This is a genomic window from Pseudoduganella sp. UC29_106, assembly GCF_044055365.1.
GTDB lineage: Bacteria > Pseudomonadota > Gammaproteobacteria > Burkholderiales > Burkholderiaceae_D > Rugamonas.
The window spans coordinates 5,133,598-5,152,077 of sequence record NZ_CP171977.1 but is presented as its reverse complement, the minus strand read 5'-3'; the positions used below and the strand labels follow the sequence as shown (position 1 = coordinate 5,152,077).

19 protein-coding genes are annotated in these 18,480 nt (G+C 58.5%); 17 read left to right on the top strand and 2 right to left on the bottom strand.

The genetic code is table 11. The features are described 5' to 3' along the window. Positions 1-7 precede the first annotated feature (7 nt). The 15 genes from ACHMW6_RS25825 to ACHMW6_RS25755 all read left to right on the top strand — a co-directional run bounded on the left by ACHMW6_RS25825 (position 8) and on the right by ACHMW6_RS25755 (position 15,273). On the top strand, positions 8-598 hold the full coding sequence (locus ACHMW6_RS25825; protein WP_395401130.1) for a TraV family lipoprotein: 591 nt from the start codon (positions 8-10) through the stop codon (positions 596-598). 19 nt (positions 599-617) lie between these two features. After that, positions 618-3,191, top strand: a complete 2,574-nt coding sequence (gene traC, locus ACHMW6_RS25820; RefSeq protein WP_395401128.1) for a type IV secretion system protein TraC — start codon at positions 618-620, stop codon at positions 3,189-3,191. Further along, entirely contained in the window at positions 3,179-3,532 is a 354-nt protein-coding gene (locus ACHMW6_RS25815; RefSeq protein ID WP_395401126.1) for a hypothetical protein, read from the top strand. The genes traC and ACHMW6_RS25815 overlap by 13 nt, the downstream gene beginning before the upstream one ends. Beyond that, positions 3,529-3,855, top strand: a complete 327-nt coding sequence (locus ACHMW6_RS25810; protein WP_395401124.1) for a hypothetical protein — start codon at positions 3,529-3,531, stop codon at positions 3,853-3,855. The genes ACHMW6_RS25815 and ACHMW6_RS25810 overlap by 4 nt, the downstream gene beginning before the upstream one ends. Further along, positions 3,825-4,052 carry a hypothetical protein gene (locus ACHMW6_RS25805; protein ID WP_395401122.1) on the top strand — a complete coding sequence of 76 codons (228 nt, stop codon included), beginning with the start codon at positions 3,825-3,827 and terminating at the stop codon, positions 4,050-4,052. Before ACHMW6_RS25810 ends, ACHMW6_RS25805 begins: the two co-directional genes overlap by 31 nt. Before the next feature lie 10 nt (positions 4,053-4,062). Beyond that, positions 4,063-4,698: a type-F conjugative transfer system protein TraW gene (gene traW, locus ACHMW6_RS25800; protein ID WP_395401120.1), complete on the top strand. Its 636-nt coding sequence runs from the start codon at positions 4,063-4,065 to the stop codon at positions 4,696-4,698. Positions 4,699-4,791: 93 nt separating this feature from the next. Then, on the top strand, positions 4,792-5,796 hold the full coding sequence (locus tag ACHMW6_RS25795) for a TraU family protein (RefSeq protein WP_395408712.1): 1,005 nt from the start codon (positions 4,792-4,794) through the stop codon (positions 5,794-5,796). 212 nt (positions 5,797-6,008) lie between these two features. Next, positions 6,009-6,491, top strand: coding sequence for a type-F conjugative transfer system pilin assembly protein TrbC (gene trbC, locus ACHMW6_RS25790; RefSeq protein WP_395401118.1), 483 nt, complete (start codon positions 6,009-6,011; stop codon positions 6,489-6,491). Between the two features lie 2 nt (positions 6,492-6,493). Beyond that, the gene (traN, locus tag ACHMW6_RS25785) at positions 6,494-7,804 is read left to right on the top strand and encodes a conjugal transfer protein TraN (RefSeq protein ID WP_395401116.1); all 1,311 of its coding nucleotides are present in this window, start codon (positions 6,494-6,496) and stop codon (positions 7,802-7,804) included. Beyond that, positions 7,798-8,193, top strand: a complete 396-nt coding sequence (locus ACHMW6_RS25780) for a hypothetical protein (RefSeq protein ID WP_395401114.1) — start codon at positions 7,798-7,800, stop codon at positions 8,191-8,193. Before traN ends, ACHMW6_RS25780 begins: the two co-directional genes overlap by 7 nt. Beyond that, positions 8,190-9,041 carry a conjugal transfer protein TraF gene (gene traF, locus ACHMW6_RS25775; RefSeq protein WP_395401112.1) on the top strand — a complete coding sequence of 284 codons (852 nt, stop codon included), beginning with the start codon at positions 8,190-8,192 and terminating at the stop codon, positions 9,039-9,041. Before ACHMW6_RS25780 ends, traF begins: the two co-directional genes overlap by 4 nt. A gap of 16 nt (positions 9,042-9,057) precedes the next feature. After that, positions 9,058-10,479, top strand: coding sequence for a conjugal transfer protein TraH (locus ACHMW6_RS25770; RefSeq protein WP_395401110.1), 1,422 nt, complete (start codon positions 9,058-9,060; stop codon positions 10,477-10,479). A 34-nt stretch (positions 10,480-10,513) separates the two neighbouring features. After that, entirely contained in the window at positions 10,514-13,327 is a 2,814-nt protein-coding gene (locus ACHMW6_RS25765; protein ID WP_395401108.1) for a conjugal transfer protein TraG N-terminal domain-containing protein, read from the top strand. Positions 13,328-13,688: 361 nt separating this feature from the next. Continuing rightward, a complete protein-coding gene (locus ACHMW6_RS25760; protein ID WP_395401106.1) occupies positions 13,689-14,258 on the top strand; it encodes a hypothetical protein in 570 nt (189 codons plus the stop codon). Positions 14,259-14,280: 22 nt separating this feature from the next. Beyond that, positions 14,281-15,273: a S49 family peptidase gene (locus tag ACHMW6_RS25755; RefSeq protein ID WP_395401104.1), complete on the top strand. Its 993-nt coding sequence runs from the start codon at positions 14,281-14,283 to the stop codon at positions 15,271-15,273. A 335-nt stretch (positions 15,274-15,608) separates the two neighbouring features. On the opposite strand, the gene ACHMW6_RS25750 is transcribed toward ACHMW6_RS25755, so the two are convergent. After that, the gene (locus ACHMW6_RS25750) at positions 15,609-16,250 is read right to left on the bottom strand and encodes an NrsF family protein (protein ID WP_395401102.1); all 642 of its coding nucleotides are present in this window, start codon (positions 16,248-16,250) and stop codon (positions 15,609-15,611) included. Beyond that, entirely contained in the window at positions 16,247-16,831 is a 585-nt protein-coding gene (locus ACHMW6_RS25745; RefSeq protein WP_395401100.1) for a sigma-70 family RNA polymerase sigma factor, read from the bottom strand. The genes ACHMW6_RS25750 and ACHMW6_RS25745 overlap by 4 nt, the downstream gene beginning before the upstream one ends. A 171-nt stretch (positions 16,832-17,002) precedes the next feature. Here ACHMW6_RS25745 and ACHMW6_RS25740 point away from each other — a divergent pair, with 171 nt between their 5' ends. Then, positions 17,003-17,599, top strand: coding sequence for a cytochrome b/b6 domain-containing protein (locus tag ACHMW6_RS25740; RefSeq protein WP_395401098.1), 597 nt, complete (start codon positions 17,003-17,005; stop codon positions 17,597-17,599). A gap of 22 nt (positions 17,600-17,621) precedes the next feature. Further along, positions 17,622-18,404: a molybdopterin-dependent oxidoreductase gene (locus tag ACHMW6_RS25735; RefSeq protein ID WP_395408711.1), complete on the top strand. Its 783-nt coding sequence runs from the start codon at positions 17,622-17,624 to the stop codon at positions 18,402-18,404. Positions 18,405-18,480 lie beyond the last annotated feature (76 nt).

The window sequence follows — 18,480 nt, the reverse complement described above, 5'->3', positions numbered from 1 at the left end:
GATCCGGATGCCCATTAGCAGCGTGCTGCTCGCGGTGGCGCTGTGCGGCTGCGGAAACATGTCCGGGTTGGGCGGCTCCGAGCAGTATGGCTGCAAGGCGCCTGCCGGAGTGCAGTGCCAGTCCGTTTCGGGGACCTACTTTAATGGCATACGCGGGACGGGACGCCTGCCGTCCGCCGGCGCCAGCGGTGGATCGGAAAGACCCGCGGCGCTGACTGCAACGGCGTTCGATACGCGCAAAGCACTGGTGAAGAATGGGGGCGGCACGTTGCCCTCCGGTTACGAGCCGCTACCGCTTCGGTCTCCATCGCGCATCCTGCGCTTGTGGATCAAGCCCTGGGAGGACGCCGACCATGACCTGGTGGACCAGTCCTACGTCTACGTCCGTGTCGATCAGGGCAAATGGATGCTCGATCACGTCCAGCGCCAGGTGCGCGAGGCCTATGCGCCGCTGCGTCCGCCGTCGAAAGACCAGGTGGCAACCGCCCCGGCGCCGGCTGCCGCCACACTAGCGCCAATGGGAGCCTCGTCGGGCAGCGGATTACCGTTGCAGGGACTTGACGCGACTGCGAACGGCGGTGCAATGGGTGGGCGATAACGGATGGGAGGGGCGCATCATGCATACACAGATTGAAGGAAAAGGCGAACAAGGCGGGCTGCGGCACATCATGGACTGGCTCGGTTTGCAGCGCGAATCCGAATCACCGTCCGAGCAATTTGCTTCATGGTTGCCATACCGGGCATATTCGCGGGAGGACAAACTGTTCATCAACCGCCATGGAAGCCTGGGCTTCCTGCTGGAAGTGATGCCGCAGAGCGGCGCCGATGAACGGATGGTCGAAGTGCTGCTCAGCCTCTACACGAACTGTCCGAAGGAGACGGGCATCCAGTTCCACCTTTTCGGCTCGCCACAAGTGCGTTCCGTTCTCACGTCGTACGCCAATCAGCGCGTGGAGGACGAGGACCAGTACGAGCGTAGCCGGGAGCATGGCCGGCCGGCGCGTAATGAGAATCTGTTTCGCAAACTGGCGCGCCAGCGCGTCCAGCACCTGCTCGATGGTACGCAAAAGTCGCTGACCAATGGCTACCATTTCACGATACGTGATCTGCGGCTGATGGTGAGCGTAACGCTGCCCGGTGGCGGTGACGATGTCGGCAGGCGCGAAGAGCTATGCGCCTTGCGCGACACCATGTCCGTGACGCTGAATGCGGCCTCATTCCCCAACTTCGTCTGTGGCGTCGACGAGCTGATTAATTGGTGCGCGCAGTTCGTCAACGCGGACCGCATGACGCAGCATGAGCAATTCAGGCTGCATTACGACGATGGGCGGGAAATCTGCGATCAGATTGTTGACTTCGATACCGTGCAGGACGCGCATGCCGAAGGCCTGCTGCTGTCCCGCCTTGGCACTGAATCGAAGATGGAGGCACGCTTCCTGTCGATCAAGTCGTTCCCGGAGCGGTTCGCGCTGTGGCAGATGGGCGGGCTGATCGGCGACCTGATGCAGCCGGCATTGCAATACAACGCGCCGTTCCTGCTGACGATGGGAGTCCACATTCTTGACCCGATTGAAACGAAGTCCGTTGTGACGGGGAACCACATCCGCGCCACGCAGAATGCGGGCAGCAAGATGGCCGCCATCATGCCAGACGTGGAGAAGAAGCAGCGCGACTGGAAGGCGGCGGCCGATGCCTACGACCTCGGTGGCGCATTGGTATCGATGTATCACCAGTTGGCCCTGTTCACGACTCCTGAGCGGGCGGTAGGCGCGAGCGAAACGGCGCGCGCCATCTGGCGGGCGCGTGGCTTTGAGCTCAACGCCGACATTTACATGCACCGGCAAGCGCTACTGGCCAGTCTGCCGATGACGCTCACGCCAGCCTTCCATCGCGACCTGAAGAAGATGCGGCGCGTAACCCGTAAATCGATGTCGAACGCGATCCACCTGGCGCCACTGATTGGCGAATGGCGCGGTACGCGCACGCCGACGCTGGTCCTGGCGGGGCGGCGCGGACAGGTGACGACACTTGACCTGTTTGACAACGACCTGGGGAACGCCAACGCAGCCGTGATTGGGGCGCCGGGATCGGGCAAGTCTGTTTTTCTCAACGAATTGGCCTGGTCGTACCGATCGATCGGCGCCAAGGTGTGGATGAAGGACCTTGGCCGCTCTTTCGAAAAGCTGTGCAAAAAGGCGAAGGGCACCTACATTGAGTTCACACCCAACAGCGCGATCAATCTGAATCCGTTCTCGATGATCAACGATATCCGTGAGGATATGGACATGCTTGTCCCGGCCATCGCGAAAATGTGCTCGATGCAGCACAGGCTCGAAGAGGTCCAGTACAAGGCGATTTCCACCGTGCTGCTGCAGCAATGGGAACAGTACGGACACGAAATGACCATGACTGCCATGCGCGACGCCTTCAAGACCGGCTCGATTGCCGATCTGGGCATTCACGGGGACCAGCGCATCCGCGACCTGGCCATCATGCTGAACCCGTACGCGAAGGGCGGCCAGTACGAGCGCTTTTTCGAAGGCGTCAACAACGTCGATTTCAGCAATGAGTTCATCGTGATCGAGAACGAGGAACTCAAGCGCCGTCCTGATCTTCACGCGGTCGTCAACATCTTGCTTCTGTATCAGATCACGGGTGAGATGTACCTCACTCGGAACAAGCGCAAGGTTCTGATCATCGATGAACTGAAGCAGCAGCTGGGCGAGATCGGCAGCGACGATCCGGTCAAGGCTGCAGTGGTCGAGGAGGCCGCGCGGCGTGCCCGCAAGTATGGCGGCTCCTTGGTCACGGCGACCCAGGGCGGTGATGACTATTATGGCTCAGTGCAGATGGAAGCGGCCTTTAACTGCTCTGACTGGGTGTTCTTGCTGCGCCAGAAACCTGAATCGATTGAGCTGTTGGGACGCAAGGGCCGCCTGCTGATGGACGAACCGAAGAAACGACTTCTGAACTCGTTGCGCACCGAGGCCGGCGCGTTCGCCGAAATCTACGTGTCCTCACCGGTCGGCGAGGGCGTTGCGCGGCTGGTGCTCGACCCCGCGACGCACTTGCTGTTCTCGAACAAGATCGAGGACAACAAACCGATCGACGAATTGCGGGCGCAAGGCTACAGCATCGACGAAGCGATCAGCATGGTGCTGGCGGCCAGGGGGCAGTCATGCCGCCACTGATCGCCACCATCGCCGTGTGTCTGGCCTCCACGATTGTCGGCATCGCAGCGTACGACCGCGTCGTGGTGCGGCCGGCAACGGCCATCGGCATCGTGGATGCGGTCCAGGTGTATCGCGAGAAAGAGGCGCAGCTGGTGAAAGCGCTGTCGGCCAGTGCAGGCGAGGGCGAGCGCGCACGCGCGGCGTCGGAAATCCAGCGCTTTGCCGAGCGTCTCCCCAGCGAGATGGCGCGACTGGCGCAAGACTGCGCGTGTCTCGTTGTCGATCGGTCAGTGGTGGTCGGCATGCGGCCAGGTGTGCGCGATCTGACGCCAATGTTGCGCGAGCGGGTGCTGCGATGATCGGCGACTTCCTGGTCCATGTAAGGCAGCGCTGGTATCTGTATGTGCCGCTGACAGTGATTTGGGCCCTGGCTTGCCTGCGGATGTTTGTCGATCCTGTCCCGCAACTGCCATTGCTATTCAATGTGACGCCCAGCTTGCCCTACACCGTCGCGATCGTTCAGCGCCGCGGGGAACGGATCGAGCGCGGCGACTACGTGATTTATGCCTTTCGCGGGGCGGCGACGGCGCACTTCCCGGCCTCTCCCGGCAACCCTTTTTTAAGCAGGTTGGCGGTATTGCCGGCGATGAGGTGCGGGTGGACGGGCGCCGAGTCCTGGTGAATGGGAAGGAAGTCGGCCAGGCCAAGCGCTTCGCGGCCGTCACGATGCTGCCGCTGGAGCCGATCGAGCCACTGGTGATACCGGCGCACTACCTGTACATGCAGGGTACCAGTCCTGACAGCTTCGATTCGCGCTACCGGATCAGTGGCCTGGTGCATGACCGCGATGTGATTGCGGTAGTGCGTCCGCTCTTTTGAGGAGATGGCAATGCGTATTGTCCCGATCTTCCTGCTGGCGGCCCTCGCAACCTTCCACGCGGTGAGTGCCGCGCGCGCCGAGTCGCTGGGCGTGATCGGGCCGACCTATGGCATCGGTGAAGAACACCTGCTGAAGATGATCGAGCAGCGGCTGCGCAGCAAGGAGCAGAGCGGCGAGCTGGCGCGCATTCAAGCGCAGATCGTTGAGCGCGGTCGTCAGGCGGTATTGGCCCCGGCCCCGCTTTCGCTGGCGACGACGAAGGTGCCTCGCACCTATTACTACGATCCCACATATGTCCTGGACAGGAATATCGTCGATGGTGGTGGTCGCCTGTTGTTCGCCACGGGAACCCGCGCAAATCCGCTGGACATTGTGACGATGAGCCGCCGCCTGCTGTTCTTCGACGCCAGGGACGGTCAGCAAGTGGCATTGGCTGCACGCCTGATGAGTAGTAACGACGGCGCAAAGGTCAAACCGGTGCTGGTGGGCGGGTCTTACCTCGAGTTGATGCGGCTTTGGCGTACGCCTGTCTATTACGACCAAAAGGGCTTATTGGTCAGGCGCCTGCGCATTGAGCGCGTACCGGCATTGGTTTATCAGGAAGGGCGCAAGCTGCGCATCGACGAGCTCGTATCGGCGCCGTGAAGCCCGAAAGGAGGCGTGGAAATGGATCAGCATGATTTTCTTCGCGCGCAGTATCGCGAGCGACGGGCCGCGCGGGCATTCGCCCTCGGTCGTATGCAGGCACTTCGCGCATTGGTTACGCTGCTGCTTGGTCTGGCTGCCATGACCGCCAACGCGGCGGGTGTAACCACGTGTCCGGGGCGCTTTCCCAACCCGATCACGGACATCTGCTGGAGCTGCATCATGCCGATCTCGCTGGGCGGTGGTACGTTGGCGAGCATCGGCGGGCAAGAGGATATCGGTAACCCAGGTTCGCCAATCTGCAGCTGCGGCGTGAACCCTACCATTGGCCTGTCGATCGGCTTCTGGGAGCCGGCACGCCAGGTGGAAGTGGTGCGGCGCTCCTTCTGCCTGGTCTCGCTGGGCGGCGTGGACCTCAATCCCGGCATCGCGGCGCCGGATGCCGGGCGCCACACGGACGCCAGCGGCGACCAGAATAGCTTCTACCAGGCGCATTTCTATGTGAACCCGGTGCTGTACTGGCTGCAGGTCGTGGCCGATTTCCCTTGCCTGGAGCGCGCCTCGTTCGATCTCGCTTACCTGACTGAAGTGGATCCGCTCTGGAACGACGACGAGCTGACGCTCATTTTGAATCCGGAAGCGACGCTGTTTGCCAACCCCGTTGCCCTGGCTGCCTGCGCGGCCGACTGCGTCGCGGCGACAGCCGGCTTTGGCCGCTCCGAACTGTTCTGGTGTGCGGGCTGCCAGGGCAGCCTGTACCCACTCGATGGCCACAGCATTTACCACATGGGCGGCGTGCGGACGGCGGAACTCTTAATGCAGCGGCTGACCGCCAAGATGCACCGCGAACTGCTCGCCTGGGGCAGCCACGGCTCCGCCGGGCTTTGCGGCCCGTACTTCCTGCCGGTGATGGACAAAGCGGCCTACAAGACGCAGCTTACCTATCCCATACCCAATACCGGAAAAATTGCGGGGCGTTGCTGCCAGCCGTTCGGCCGCACGACAGTGTTATGGGGCGCCGGCAAGGAATACCCGGTGAAGGGTGAGGATTTCGCCTTCATGCTCTTTAGAAAAAGGAACTGCTGTGTCGGCTTTTAGCTATTCAACCAGCCGCATCCGGGGCTTGAGCGTTAAGGCGCTGTTCATGGCGCTCGGCGTCGTGGGCGGGCATGCACTCAGCGCATTCGCCGGGCCGGTATTGCGAGACGGATGCCAGTAGCCGAACGGCGCCGGCAGTAGCGCCGTCAACCGCCACGACACGATCAGCACCTGATCTGGACCGGTTGCCGAGGCCCTTGCAGAGCCGGTCCGTGGATCTGGGAGCTGTGGCGCGTGGGTTTGATGCCGCCGGTGCGACAGATGCCGCCCAGGCACTGGCGAAAGGGCCACAGCTGATGGTCTTTGTCAGCCTCACCATGCCTGAAGGCTCTTTGCGCCGGCTCGTCGACCACGCCGAACGGGCGCGGGCAACCCTGGTCCTGCGCGGCTTGAAGGAGGGTTCGATGGTCAAGACCGCCGCCGCCGTGCGTCAGCTGTTGGGAAATCGGAAGTTGGCAATACAGATCGATCCTGAGGCTTTCGATCGCTTTAGCGTCAGCCAGGTGCCGACGTTTGTCCTGCTCAGGGACGGCACGCAGGCACAGCGCTGTGCCGATACCAGTTGTGTGCCGCCGGCATCGTTTGCCGAAGTAGCGGGCGATGCAACGATCGAATACGCACTCGAGTGGATCGCCGAGCGTTCGCTGTCCTTCAATCGGGAAGCCAAAGTGCTTCTCCAACGTTTCCGGGAATAGCTATGCGCCGCGCTATCTTCCTGCTCACTGCCTGCTGCTTCCTGTCCGCCCAGAACCGGCTGGCCTTTGCACAGGCGGACGACCTGGCTGCCGCCCGTGCTGCCAACGCGACGGTGCGCACAGGTGTGAATGCCACGGCCGCGGCGGCCGTGGTGCCCGACTACACCGCCACTCCGCCGGAACGAGCGCTCTATGGGCGCACCGACCTGGCGTCTGAAGCCAAGGCTCGCCTGGCGCTGTGTGCTGCGTTGCCAGCCGACCCGATCTGCGAGGGGCAGCGCAACGCTGCCGCATCCGCGGCATTACCGCATCCGCCGGTGCCGTCTGGGGATCCACAGGTGGCTGGCGCCAGCGCGGTTGGGCGCGACCCGGTAGGGGCGGAAGCGGGACTGTCTGCGTTGTATTCTGGATGTCCCAGCGGCGGTGCTTGTCCGCCGAGCGCATTCTGCCTTGGGACACAGTGCTTCGATGTTGCGCACGTCCAGGATCCTGATTTTGCCAAAGCGATGACCTATCTCGAAGCGACCCGGGAGGCGGGGGTATATATCGACCCGGCGACAGTACGGGTGTTCAGCGGTGAAGAAAATTATTGCCGGGACCGGCTGCTGACCAATTGCTGCGGCAGCGACAACGCCGGCGCCGGATTTCATAACCAGTCCTTGTTCGGCACCGGTTCGCGGCTGGTGTTCGACATCCTGATGAACTCGAACAACCGCAACTTCCTCCTGCAGGGATTCAAATCTCTCTTGCTGGGAAGTGGCTTTTCCGGCTCTTTCGCGAGCTATGGCGTAACGGTTGCCGTCAACGGAACACCGCTACCGGCTGGCACTGTCAGCCTGATGACGGGAGACAGCATCACTATCGGCATCACGCCCTGGAGTCTAGCGATTACGGTCGTTTTCTATATGGCCATGTCCATGATGTCCTGCAGCGAATCCGAAGGCAAACTTGCGATGAAAGAAGGCGCCAGGCTGTGTCGAACCATCGGGACGTGGTGCTCGCAATGCATTCGCGTCCTTGGCAAATGTGTCAGCTGCATCGAGCACACGACGTCGAAATGCTGCTTTAACTCCAACTTGGCGCGCATCCTGAACGAGCAGGGGCGAGCCCAGCTTGGCATAGGGTGGGGCGGACCCCGGAAGCCATCTTGTTCCGGATTCACGGTCGCGCAGCTGCAAGCACTGGACTTTTCCCGGATGGACCTGTCTGAGTTCTACGCCTCCATCGTGCCAACCGTGCCATCGGCGAATACCATCCAGGCGGCTGCCGCGGCGCGGGCGCCAAACTGCTATTTCGGGAGAGGGAAATGCTGAAGCCGATAGCAATTATGTGCAGCATTGCCTGTGCCACGGCGACACAGGCGCAGACGCCCATCACAGATCGCAGATCCGTGGCAGAGGTCCGTCCACTCCTCGTCGACGCCATCAATGCTGCAGATGGTGCGGCCCATGGCACGCTCACTGGTGCGCTGGCCGAGGCGATCGGACGCCAGTTCAAGACGACAGCTCCTATCAACGTGGATGTGAAAACCGTCGAGCGCTACGCACAAGACGGTTGCCGACGCCTGTCTGTCCTAATATGGCAGGAGGGTGTTTATTTGCGCGAAGGCGCCGGGGGCGTCCGCCAGTCGGTGGAGTTTGGGATCAATTACTGCCGGGATGGGCTGCCCCCGCGCAGCCTGGTTAAGGCGGGGCGGTCATGAAGTCGCTGACGAACATTGCCGTGAGTTTTCTATTGGTCGCCAGCCCAGCGTTTGCGCAGCAGATCGACAACGAGAAGGCCGGGCTGGCTTCGCCTTCCTCGGTTCTGGCCGCCAGCCGCCGTGGATGGCACTTCTATGACGATCCACTTCTGGAGCGCGAATCCAAACCGCAGCGGCCAGCAAGGGCGATCGCGCCGGAAAAGACTGAATTAGCCGCGCGCCCAGAGCTCGAACGCTTCCGGCAGCTGCAGCGGGAAGTCGAGGAAGTGCGCGCAATCGCGATCATCAGGCCGACTGAGGCAAACGTGCGTCGCTACATGGAACTGGAATCGCGCGTCGTGGGCAATGCCTCACGCTTTGCTGACCTGGCGCAACGAATCGCTTGGGCCAGCCCGGAACTCGATCCCGCAACGCAGGGCAGGCCCGTCAACGCCAGCGCCCTGGAAGCGTACGAACAGCAGCAGGGCAGGCTGCGCGCCGGTACGCTGGCGGCCCTCGCGCGTGACCATGTGCTGATCTTCTTTTTCCGGGGTGATTGCGGATACTGCCACAAGATGGCGCCGGTGTTGACGACGTTCCGGCAGCGGCACGGCATACCGATGGTCGCAGTCAGCGTCGATGGCGGTTCGATCGCTGAAATTTCCGGCGCCCGTGTGGATAACGGGATCGTGCGCGCTCTGAAAGTATCACAAGTACCTGCTGTTTTTCTCGCGCAACCATTCACAGGTCGGATCGTTCCTGTTGGCTATGGCGTCCTGTCGGAGGCGCAGCTGGTGGAGCGGATCATGGCTTTGGCCGACCAGTCGCGCAGCCCCGTTTCCGAGGCCAGCGCGTTCTGGCCAAATTGATGAAGTGGAGGGCGGTATGTGCACTTTCAAAAAAGCGCTTGCGGCTGGCCTTGTCGGCGCCGCGTTGTTACCTTGTGCGGGCAGGGCAGGCGATCTCAACGCGGAGGTCAACAAGATGTTCAACGACCTAGGCGCAATCGGCAACTACACCGCGCCTGGCGCATTCAGGGGCCAGGTCTTCAATACGTTTAGCGGCGGCAGCATGATGCTGCGTACCCAGAATAAGACCTACCAGCTGCTCGCCATTGATTTCCCAGAGGCGAGAGCGGGCTGTGGCGGTATCGACGCATTCGGTGGATCTTTCTCCCACATATCCGCCACCGAGTTCAAGAACATGCTGAAGAACATCACGGCCGCGCTTCCTGGCGTTGCCTTCCAACTGGCACTTGAATCTGTGTCGCCGCTCCTGGGCGGCGTGACGAAATGGACAAAGAACCTGGAGAGCATGCTGACGAACGCCAACATCAGCACGTGCAACACCGCGAAGTCCTTGGTCAGTTCGGCCATGGAGGCCACGGGCGTGAGCACCGACAAGGTATGCGAAGACTTGGCTGTCGCACTGGGCCTGGAATCAGACTACGCGGCGGCAAGGGTTCGCTGCCAGTCGAATAAAAATTCGGTCATGAGCGCGGCGCGCAACTCGTCCGATCCATTGGTTCGCAACAAAGCTCCCTTTGTCGGAAATCTGACTTGGAAAGCGCTGAAACTCGCCGGCACGAATCTGGACGACCAGGAGCGAGAGATGATCATGAGCATGGTAGGCACGGTGATCTATTACGAAGGACCGCGTGATCCCAACCCGATCGCGCCAACTCTAACCTCGATCAATCGGCTGCTGTATGGAAGTGCAGATGCGCCTGGCGGCAGCGTACGGCAGGAGATCTTGAGGTGCAACAACTACGTCGAATGCGACGAGGTCACGGTAGACAGCAGCTACAACCATGTGCCATTTACATTGAAGGTCGAGCGCTTGATGCGTTCCATCGCAGAAAAGATATTGACACGCACACCGATACCAAACGATTCGCCTGAAGTGGGATTCGTAAATCAAACCACTGAACCGGTGTATCGGATGCTATCCGTCGGCGCAACAGTTCCGGCAGCGAGCGTGACCGATGATCTGATCTTGCGGTTCCGCGATGTGATTGCCGCCGACTACGCTTCAGTATTTTTAGAGCGGAACTTACGCATCGGATTGAACGCCCTTGAAAAGGACTTTACATTGAACTCGCTGCAGGCGGCGCGCTCCCGTGAGCTCAGGCGCCGTGTTCAAGAAATGATGGCTCAGCTCACTCGAGAGAAGTCCGCCCTGTACCAAAAAGTCGGTTCGATTAACGCCGTGGCGACGAGCATCGAGCAAATCGAGCGGCAGTTACGAACCAGCATGCCGCAGCACATTCAAGATCTGCTTGGACGCCGAGCCGCCTACCTCAGGTAATCATTAAGTTTCCAGGACCACGGGGAGTATTCATATGTGGGAGATCTACGCGTACCAAAACAGCGATAGCCTGTTCGGGATACTGAACGCTGTAGCGGCAATTGCAGGCGCGAATGACTTTAAGGGGGCTCTTGCCGTGGTGGGGTTCTGTGGCTTCGTAGCCGCAGTGGTCGCTTATGCCGTGGCCCCCCAAAAACTTCAGGGCTGGCAATGGTTAGCATCAGTTACGTTGGTTCTGTCTGTTCTCTTCGTTCCACGTGTCACAGTCGGAGTGGTAGACAAGACAGGTTCGAGCGCTGTAGCAATTGTCGACAATGTTCCGTTTGGGCTTGCGGTATTCGGATCGCTATCAAGTACTGTTGGAAACACGCTTACAGGGCTTTTCGAAACGGCCATGCAGTTGCTGCCAGGTCGCGCCAATTTACCAGAAGAACTCGCTTATCAAAAGAATGGATTACTCTTTGGGAACCGCTTGATACGTGAAACAAATCGGGTTGTATTCCAAGAGCCGACGTTTCGCTCCGACCTGATCAATTTTATCAACAACTGTACGATGTATGATCTTGCATCTGGAGATATTTCGCCAGAAGCTTTTGCCACATCTGGGGATGTCTGGCCAATGATGGCGAATCCTAACCCAGCGCGGTTTACACCGATCACAGATTCTGCCGGAACTCCAACGGTTACACCGTGTCCACAAGCATACCAAGCGCTGAACTCGCGCTTGCCCGCCCAGCTGGATCGAATTCAAGGGATACTCGCGACTCGGATGAATCCAACATTGTCTGGGACCGTCGCCGCGACACTGATTGCTGGGCAGGTTCAGCAAGCATACATACGAAACGGGATCGCATCTGCCGCCTCCAGCGCCGCCGACATTATCCGTCAGAACGCCCTGATCAACGCGGTAAATGACACAAGTCTTTTGGCGGGGCAGAAAATTAACGATCCGGCCTCAATGTTGCTGGCTGTAGGTAGGGCTCAGTCCGTCGCGCAAACCAACGCAGCTTGGCTCAATAACGGAAAAGTCGCCGAGCAGGCGCTGCCCGTGATACGGAATACGATTGAAGCGATCGTGTACGCTATCTTCCCTATCGTAATTCTGCTATTGCTCATGACTAGCGGGCGAGAGACCATGATCGGACTGAAAAACTATCTTTCGGTCCTGATCTGGATTCAGCTTTGGCCACCGCTTTACGCGATCCTTAATTATATGGCCATGGTTCATGCCGCGCGTGAGTTGGCGGCGGCCGCGTCGGTGGGCAATGGGATTAGTGCGCTGTCGCTAATGACCTCCTCATCGATTTACTCTGGCGCGATCTCAGGTGAGGCGGTGGTCGGTTACATGACGATGAGTATTCCAGTTATTGCATGGGCGGGCTTGAAGCGGATGGAGACCTTTGGTAGCGCGCTTATCGGCGGTGTGCTCACGTTACAAAGCGTGGTGAGTTCAACTACGGGATCCGCTGCCACTGGCAGCGTAAGCCTTGGCAACACCAGCATGGATCAGATGGCGATTGCACCCACCAGGTCATCGGCGTTTTTCCACGGCAGGCAAGACGACACGTCTGGGAACATCTACACCAGTAACGCCTTGAGTGGCCTAACCTCGGTGAAAGCACTGGCGAATGAAGGCCCGGTGTCGCGCGTGGTTGATACCAAGGTCTCTCAGCAACATGTGATCGCTGCCAATAGTGCGGTCACCGCTGCTCGGTCTGAGTCTATTGCGGCATCCCGTGAGAAAGCCGCGGCGTTGAGTGAAGTCGTGATGAACGCTGCAACCCGATCAATGAGCCACGGTAGTTCGGAAGGTTCTGGATTTGGGAGCAGCGAGACGGAGGGGGAGCGAGTTGGCGCCCTGCAGCAGATAGCGAGAAATGTGTCCAAGACGACCGGCGCAAGCGAGCAGCAAGTAGCAGCAGTCGCCTTTGGTGGGAGCGCCTATCTCAGTGCCGGGATTCCGAGTGCGGCAGGGAAGTTTCTTCCATTTGATGGCGGTGGCCAGATCTCCGCGACAGGGCGCAAGAGTTATTCAGCATCAATACAACAGCAGGATCAATTGATAAGTACTGCGCTAAGTAGCGAGGACAAAGCGAAGTTCAAGGCCTTTGCGGACACTGTCACCAAGAACACTGGTGTAATCGATTCCTTAGTCTCGGATGCCAAGAAAGGCCATGAGCTCTCAGCGAAGCTTGGGCAAACAGTCACGAGATCAGAACGAGCTGACGCAAATCTGAGAAGGCAGACCGAGTTCTCGGAAAGCATTTCAGGAGCCTATCAACGTGGGGAATCGGTAAGTAAAGATATTGCTAAGGATCCTCGAAACTTGAGAATGTTTGAAGAGCTCTTGCGCTATGAGCGTGCTGGTAGCGCCGCCGAATTAGTCAAGATGGAGTCCTTCATCGGAAATATTTCTTCAGTCCCGCACCAGCTAACAAAGAGCAGCAGCCTTCCAGCCTCATTCAGCGATCTTGAAGGGGAACACGAGCGAAACGTGCGGTCTATTTCGGATGACACCATCGGCGCTCAGTTTAAAGAATTCGGCACTAAGGTCCAACGTGCATCCGTTGGAGGCCCGGCTCGAGTAGAGGCTAACTTACTTCGAGAGGAACAGTTGCGCTCGGATGTGTCTAAGGCCGGACAGGAAACTGTTATGGCAGTGGAGAAGGCGGAGGCGGAGTTCCGTAAAAAGGCTGACATCGACGTCGACAGGAACGGCCATATCTCGACGAACCGATCACTTTTCGGCGACGCAAACGGACAGGTTAGAGGCGATCCGGACGTGGTCGCTGAAAAAGCGAAGGATCTAGCGAAGCGACTTGCAAACTCTATCGAAAAGCGCCGATGAATTTGAAGGATCAGAACCGTGGCGTTCACTTTCCACCGTTACGTAGCCAGGAGTGAATCATGAGATTACCCTCTGCATCGAAGCCTGTGAGCCGGTGGCGCTTGCCATCTTGGTCGGGGTGTTCACATGAAGTCGAATTTGTCAGATGCGTCAACTTGACTGCAACAAGCACGAGAAGGAAGATGAATGATACCGCCGTGGCGCCAAGCGCCCCGGCGGCAATAACGACTACCCAATCGTTTTGCAAAGCTAGCATTGCCGATAGGGAGAATGCTACGACAGCACACGCTAGCAATTTCTTGTGAGGGGCCATAGCGGGAAGACCTTGACCATTGCGTTTTACTAGTTGGAGGTAGACATCATGAAGGTACTACTCAGTATTTTAGTCTTAATCGTTGCAATTCCCAGTGCGTATGCTGTTTCTCTCTCTGGACGTCCGAGTGACGAATTGGTCTGCGATCTGTCGCCTTCCACATCCTATAACTTGAGCAAAAGTGTGCTGTTTGTCGAAGCTGGTACCCGCGATGAGGCAGCAATCTATACACGGATCGCGCTACGGTTTATCACCTCGAAGTGCCGAGACGGACAGGTGCTATTGATGCATTCCGACTTTGGTGATCCACTCGACGACAGGTTCTTCCGGGATGTATCTGTTCAAGTATGTAACGCAACCAATGTCCAACGTGAATCGACGGCTACGACTGAGGCACCGCATTCCTTTCAGCTCAGATGTCATATCAGCAGGATTCAGCAGGCGTCAGCCTATTTGAACAACATCGAGAAAAGCAGGTCCACTGAAGCGATGATCGCCGAAGGCGCACCGATTCATCGACAAGATACTTCTGATGAGAGCGTGGTGAAAAAAGACTGCAAGGGAAAACTGTCCTTTGGCCAGGTCGTTCTAGGTATGGGCGGTCGCTGCACGCAATAATCGAAAATCGACGGAGCGAGCTATGGAGAAAGAAGGCCACAATCGGCATTTGGGGAGCGATTCGCTTATCGTTCAGCTATTGGCCGAAATGCGCGAACAGCGAAAGGCATTCCGGGAAGAGCAGCTTCTCGCTGCGGCGGAGAGGCGCTCAGTGCAGCGTTGGAACGTTGGATTGAAAGTCGTGTTGATCATCGCTCCCCTGGCTGGCGCGGCTGCTTATTTTGCCTCGGCCACCGGTTTTTCGTTTGGTCCGTTCGGCGATGTCATTGGGGTTGTCGAGATCAAGGGCGAGATAAAGGACGGTGCGCTCGCATCAGCTGAGAAGGTGGTGCCGGCGCTGGAAGCTGCCTTCAGGAGCGCACGAGTAAAGCAGGTCGTTCTAAAGATCGATAGTCCTGGCGGTTCGCCAGTCGAAGCGGAGCGCATTGTCAGCGCTCTGGTCCTGTATAAGCAGAAATATCCGAAGCCGGTGACCGCGATCATTGGAAACCTGGGAGCATCCGCGGCGTACATGGCGGCGATGCACGCCGATCGGATCGTCGCGGGTAAGTACAGCCTGGTCGGTTCGATTGGCGCCATCCTGGCTCCGTGGCAGCTGGATAAGGCGATAGCGCAAGTCAAGGTTTCGCAGCGTGTCTACAGCTCCGGAAGGTTGAAGGCATTCTTGAATCCGTTCACGCCGTTTACCAGTGAATCGGATGCCAAAGCCACAGAACTTGTGAACAAGGTCGGAGGGGCATTCGTGCAGGACCTTCAAGCGCAACGTGGCGCGCGCCTAAATGCGAAGGTCGACTATGGCACCGGCGAGGTCTGGAGCGGGATGGAGGCGAAGGCGCTTGGACTAATCGACGAAATCGGAACGATGGAGGGTTTCATGGGTGCTCAAACCAAGCTCAAGGAATTCAATTTTGGCCCAAGGGATGAAGGTTTTGGAGGCTTGAGCAGTCAATTGGCAAAGTCGATACTTTCCTTATTGGGCGAGGCCAACGCGCCATCGGCAGTTCAGCTCCGGTAGAAAGTTCGATCGACTGCACACTCCGCTATGGGCTTAGGCCGGGTTGACCTTTTTCGGTCTTTGCGAGTAGAACCCAAGGGATTGCAACTGGGCCGAGCAGGGACACTAACATCGCCCTGATGGCTGTTTGTTTGATATGACGGTGTTTAGCAATGCCAAGGCAAACGACGGCTGAAATCGCCCAAACCAAAGATGGTATATATGCGGCCATATCGAACTCCGGATACACCTATCGTGGAAGCCCTACCCATGTTGAAATAGGAAAAGCATTTTACTCAACTTCAGATTCGCTACCAGGTCGGCAAGCAGCGTCCGACCGGTAGTTTGACAGGAACTCACCAATCCAGCGCGCGGGGTCCCACCACGGCGCCGATAGCGCTTGGAATCAGCATCCCTATCACATACCAGAAGCCGACAAAGACTGGGCTCATCTCCGGGCAATGCAAGCAATACACCATAGCGGCTGATGCGCCCGCAGCAAAGCCGGCAACAGCGCCTGCCAGGCGCAACCTGGTCGGCGCCAGATCGCGCAACATCCGAAGTGCGCTGACAAGTAGCGGCAATGCCAGCAGCGTGATGAGCAAAGGGCAATTGCGCCAGGTGCTGCCCCAGAATAGTGTCATGCGCACCTCAGGAGACGCTTGCCATAGCACCGTACCGGCTACGACCCAAAGTACCAGCACAGGAACGGCCAGAAGTACAGGCAGAATGGAAGTGCGAGCACCTGGCACTGCCAGCCGCTTGGCGGCCAGCCATCCAGTCCAGGCCAGCGTCGCCGAAAAAACGACTTTCAGCCAAAAGGCCTGCGTCGCCAGAGCTTGTACGAAGTCCGGACGTACGCCCAACAAAGCCAACGTTAGCAAAACGCAGACAATCAATCCGGCAAGGGACGGGAATACTATGGCGCTGAACGGCCGCGCGGCAACGCGAATATCCGGTCCGCTCGACAACATCACTATCCAGTCTTCTGTCTTCATGTTGTGCCTCTCAGAATGGCCGCCAATGCCTTCAAACCGCGGTGCACCGAAACCTTGACATCGGCGTCCGATATTTGAAGGATGCCAGACGCCTCGTGTATCGACAAGCCGTCAAGCTTGGTTAGGATGATGGCATCGCGCTGCTTTTCGGGGAGCATGGCAAGCAAGTTGGCTAGGTCGTGGCGGGCCTCGCCGGCTGCCTCGTCCGCGTTGGAAAATAGCGCGCTCTCGCCCTCGTGCGCATCATCCAGGGGATCATGCAGACTGTCGTGCCGAGCATGTCGCCGCAGCCAGTCGAACAGCTTGTACCTCGCAATCGCGTACAACCAGGCCGTTAACGGCACGCTGGTGTCGTAGCTTTGGCGCTGAATGTGGATCGCCAACAGCGACTCTTGCACCAAATCTTCCACTTCATCTGGCCATCGGCTTAGGCGCCGTCGAAGAAAGGCGCGTAAATAGGGGGCCGTGGCTTGCAGAAAGCGGCGATAGGCGAGGGCGTCGCCGTCCAGGCCTCGCAGGAGCAGGGTGCGCAGTCGCAGTTCGGTCGCGCGCAAAGGATCCAGCTCATGTATTCGTTGCATTGTGGCCTCAGGGCAGCCGCTTTTGGCAAAAAAAATGCGAAATATCTGGCAGAACCTGTAACCGATGCCTCATTGTCTGCGAACTTACTGTTACGGTCATCCAACTTAGTGCAAAGTACATTATGCAACTAACTGTCTTCGCGAGCTTCGGCGCTGCGTACGGAGTCTGAAATGCCTGTTGATGAATGCACGATCCACCCAGCCTGGCTACGCATTACGCACTGGCTCAACGCCATCGCAGTGGTGCTTCTTGTGACGAGCGGCTGGCGCATCTACAACGCTACGGAGTTCTTAGGTTTCGGCATCCCTCGCAGCGTCACACTGGGCGGCTGGCTGGCCGGCGCGTTGCAGTGGCACTTCGCCGCAATGTGGCTCTTGTTCGCGAACGGCATCCTGTACTTGCTGATTAATGCGTTCAGTGGCCGACTGCGACGGCAGTTCTTCCCGATTATGCCACGCGAGGTGTTGCACGACCTGAGTGCTGCTCTGCGGGGAAGTCTGGTGCATGAGGATTTGCGCCACTACAATAGTGTGCAGCGGCTGGCCTATGTGTTCGTGATGGTCGACAGTATAGTGCTCGTTCTGTCTGGGCTTGTGCTCTGGAAATCTGTGCAATTCCCAATATTGCGCGAGCTTTTGGGGGGATATGAAGTGGCGCGCCGGATTCACTTCTTCGCCATGGCCGGCCTTTGCGCATTCATTGTGGTGCATGTGGTGATGGTGGTGTTGGTACCGCGCACACTGATTGCCATGCTGCGTGGTCGCTAGCGCCGAGATAGGACTGACTATGATGAAGCGCTTCAAAGAACGCGAAATCGTAATGCCAGGCGAGGGCGTCGCTATGCTGGCGGACGCCATCGGCCACATCGCACAGCCATCGCGTCGCGCTTTCCTGAAGCGCAGCCTGACGCTGGGCGGGCTCACTCTGCTCACCGGTTGCGCCACCGACGACCAGGAAAGCATCGAGGTGGCCCTTATGCACATCTCACGTTTTAACGACCTCGTCCAGGGCTGGCTGTTCGATCCCACGCGGTTGGCGCCGACCTATCCGGAATCCATGATTACTGATCCGTTCCCATTCAACGCTTACTATAGCGAGGATGAGGTACGTACCATCGACGGCGATGCATGGCGGCTCGAACTGAGTGGCATGATAGCCGATCGCAGGCAGTGGACGCTGGCACAACTGCGCGCATTGCCGCAGCAGTCACAGGTCACACGGCATATCTGCGTTGAAGGTTGGAGTGCCATTGGCAAGTGGGGCGGGGTGCCGTTCTCGCACTTTCTGAAACTGGTGGGCGCGGACTTGAGTGCGAAATATGTCGGCTTCAAATGCGGCGACGATTATTTCACCAGCATTGACATGGCCACTGCCCTGCATCCACAGACGATCATGGCGCTCACATACAACGGCCAGCCTCTGCCTCCGCGCTATGGCTTTCCCATGAAGCTGCGCATGCCAACTAAGTTAGGCTACAAGAATCCGAAACACATACAGGCCATTTTTGTGACCAATCACTACCCTGGCGGGTACTGGGAGGACCAAGGGTATAACTGGTTTGGCGGCAGTTGACCGTAAATCGCACCGGAGTACCATGTAGCACGTTGCCACAGTAGTATTCGCGTTGTTTAACTTAACGTTGCCGAGG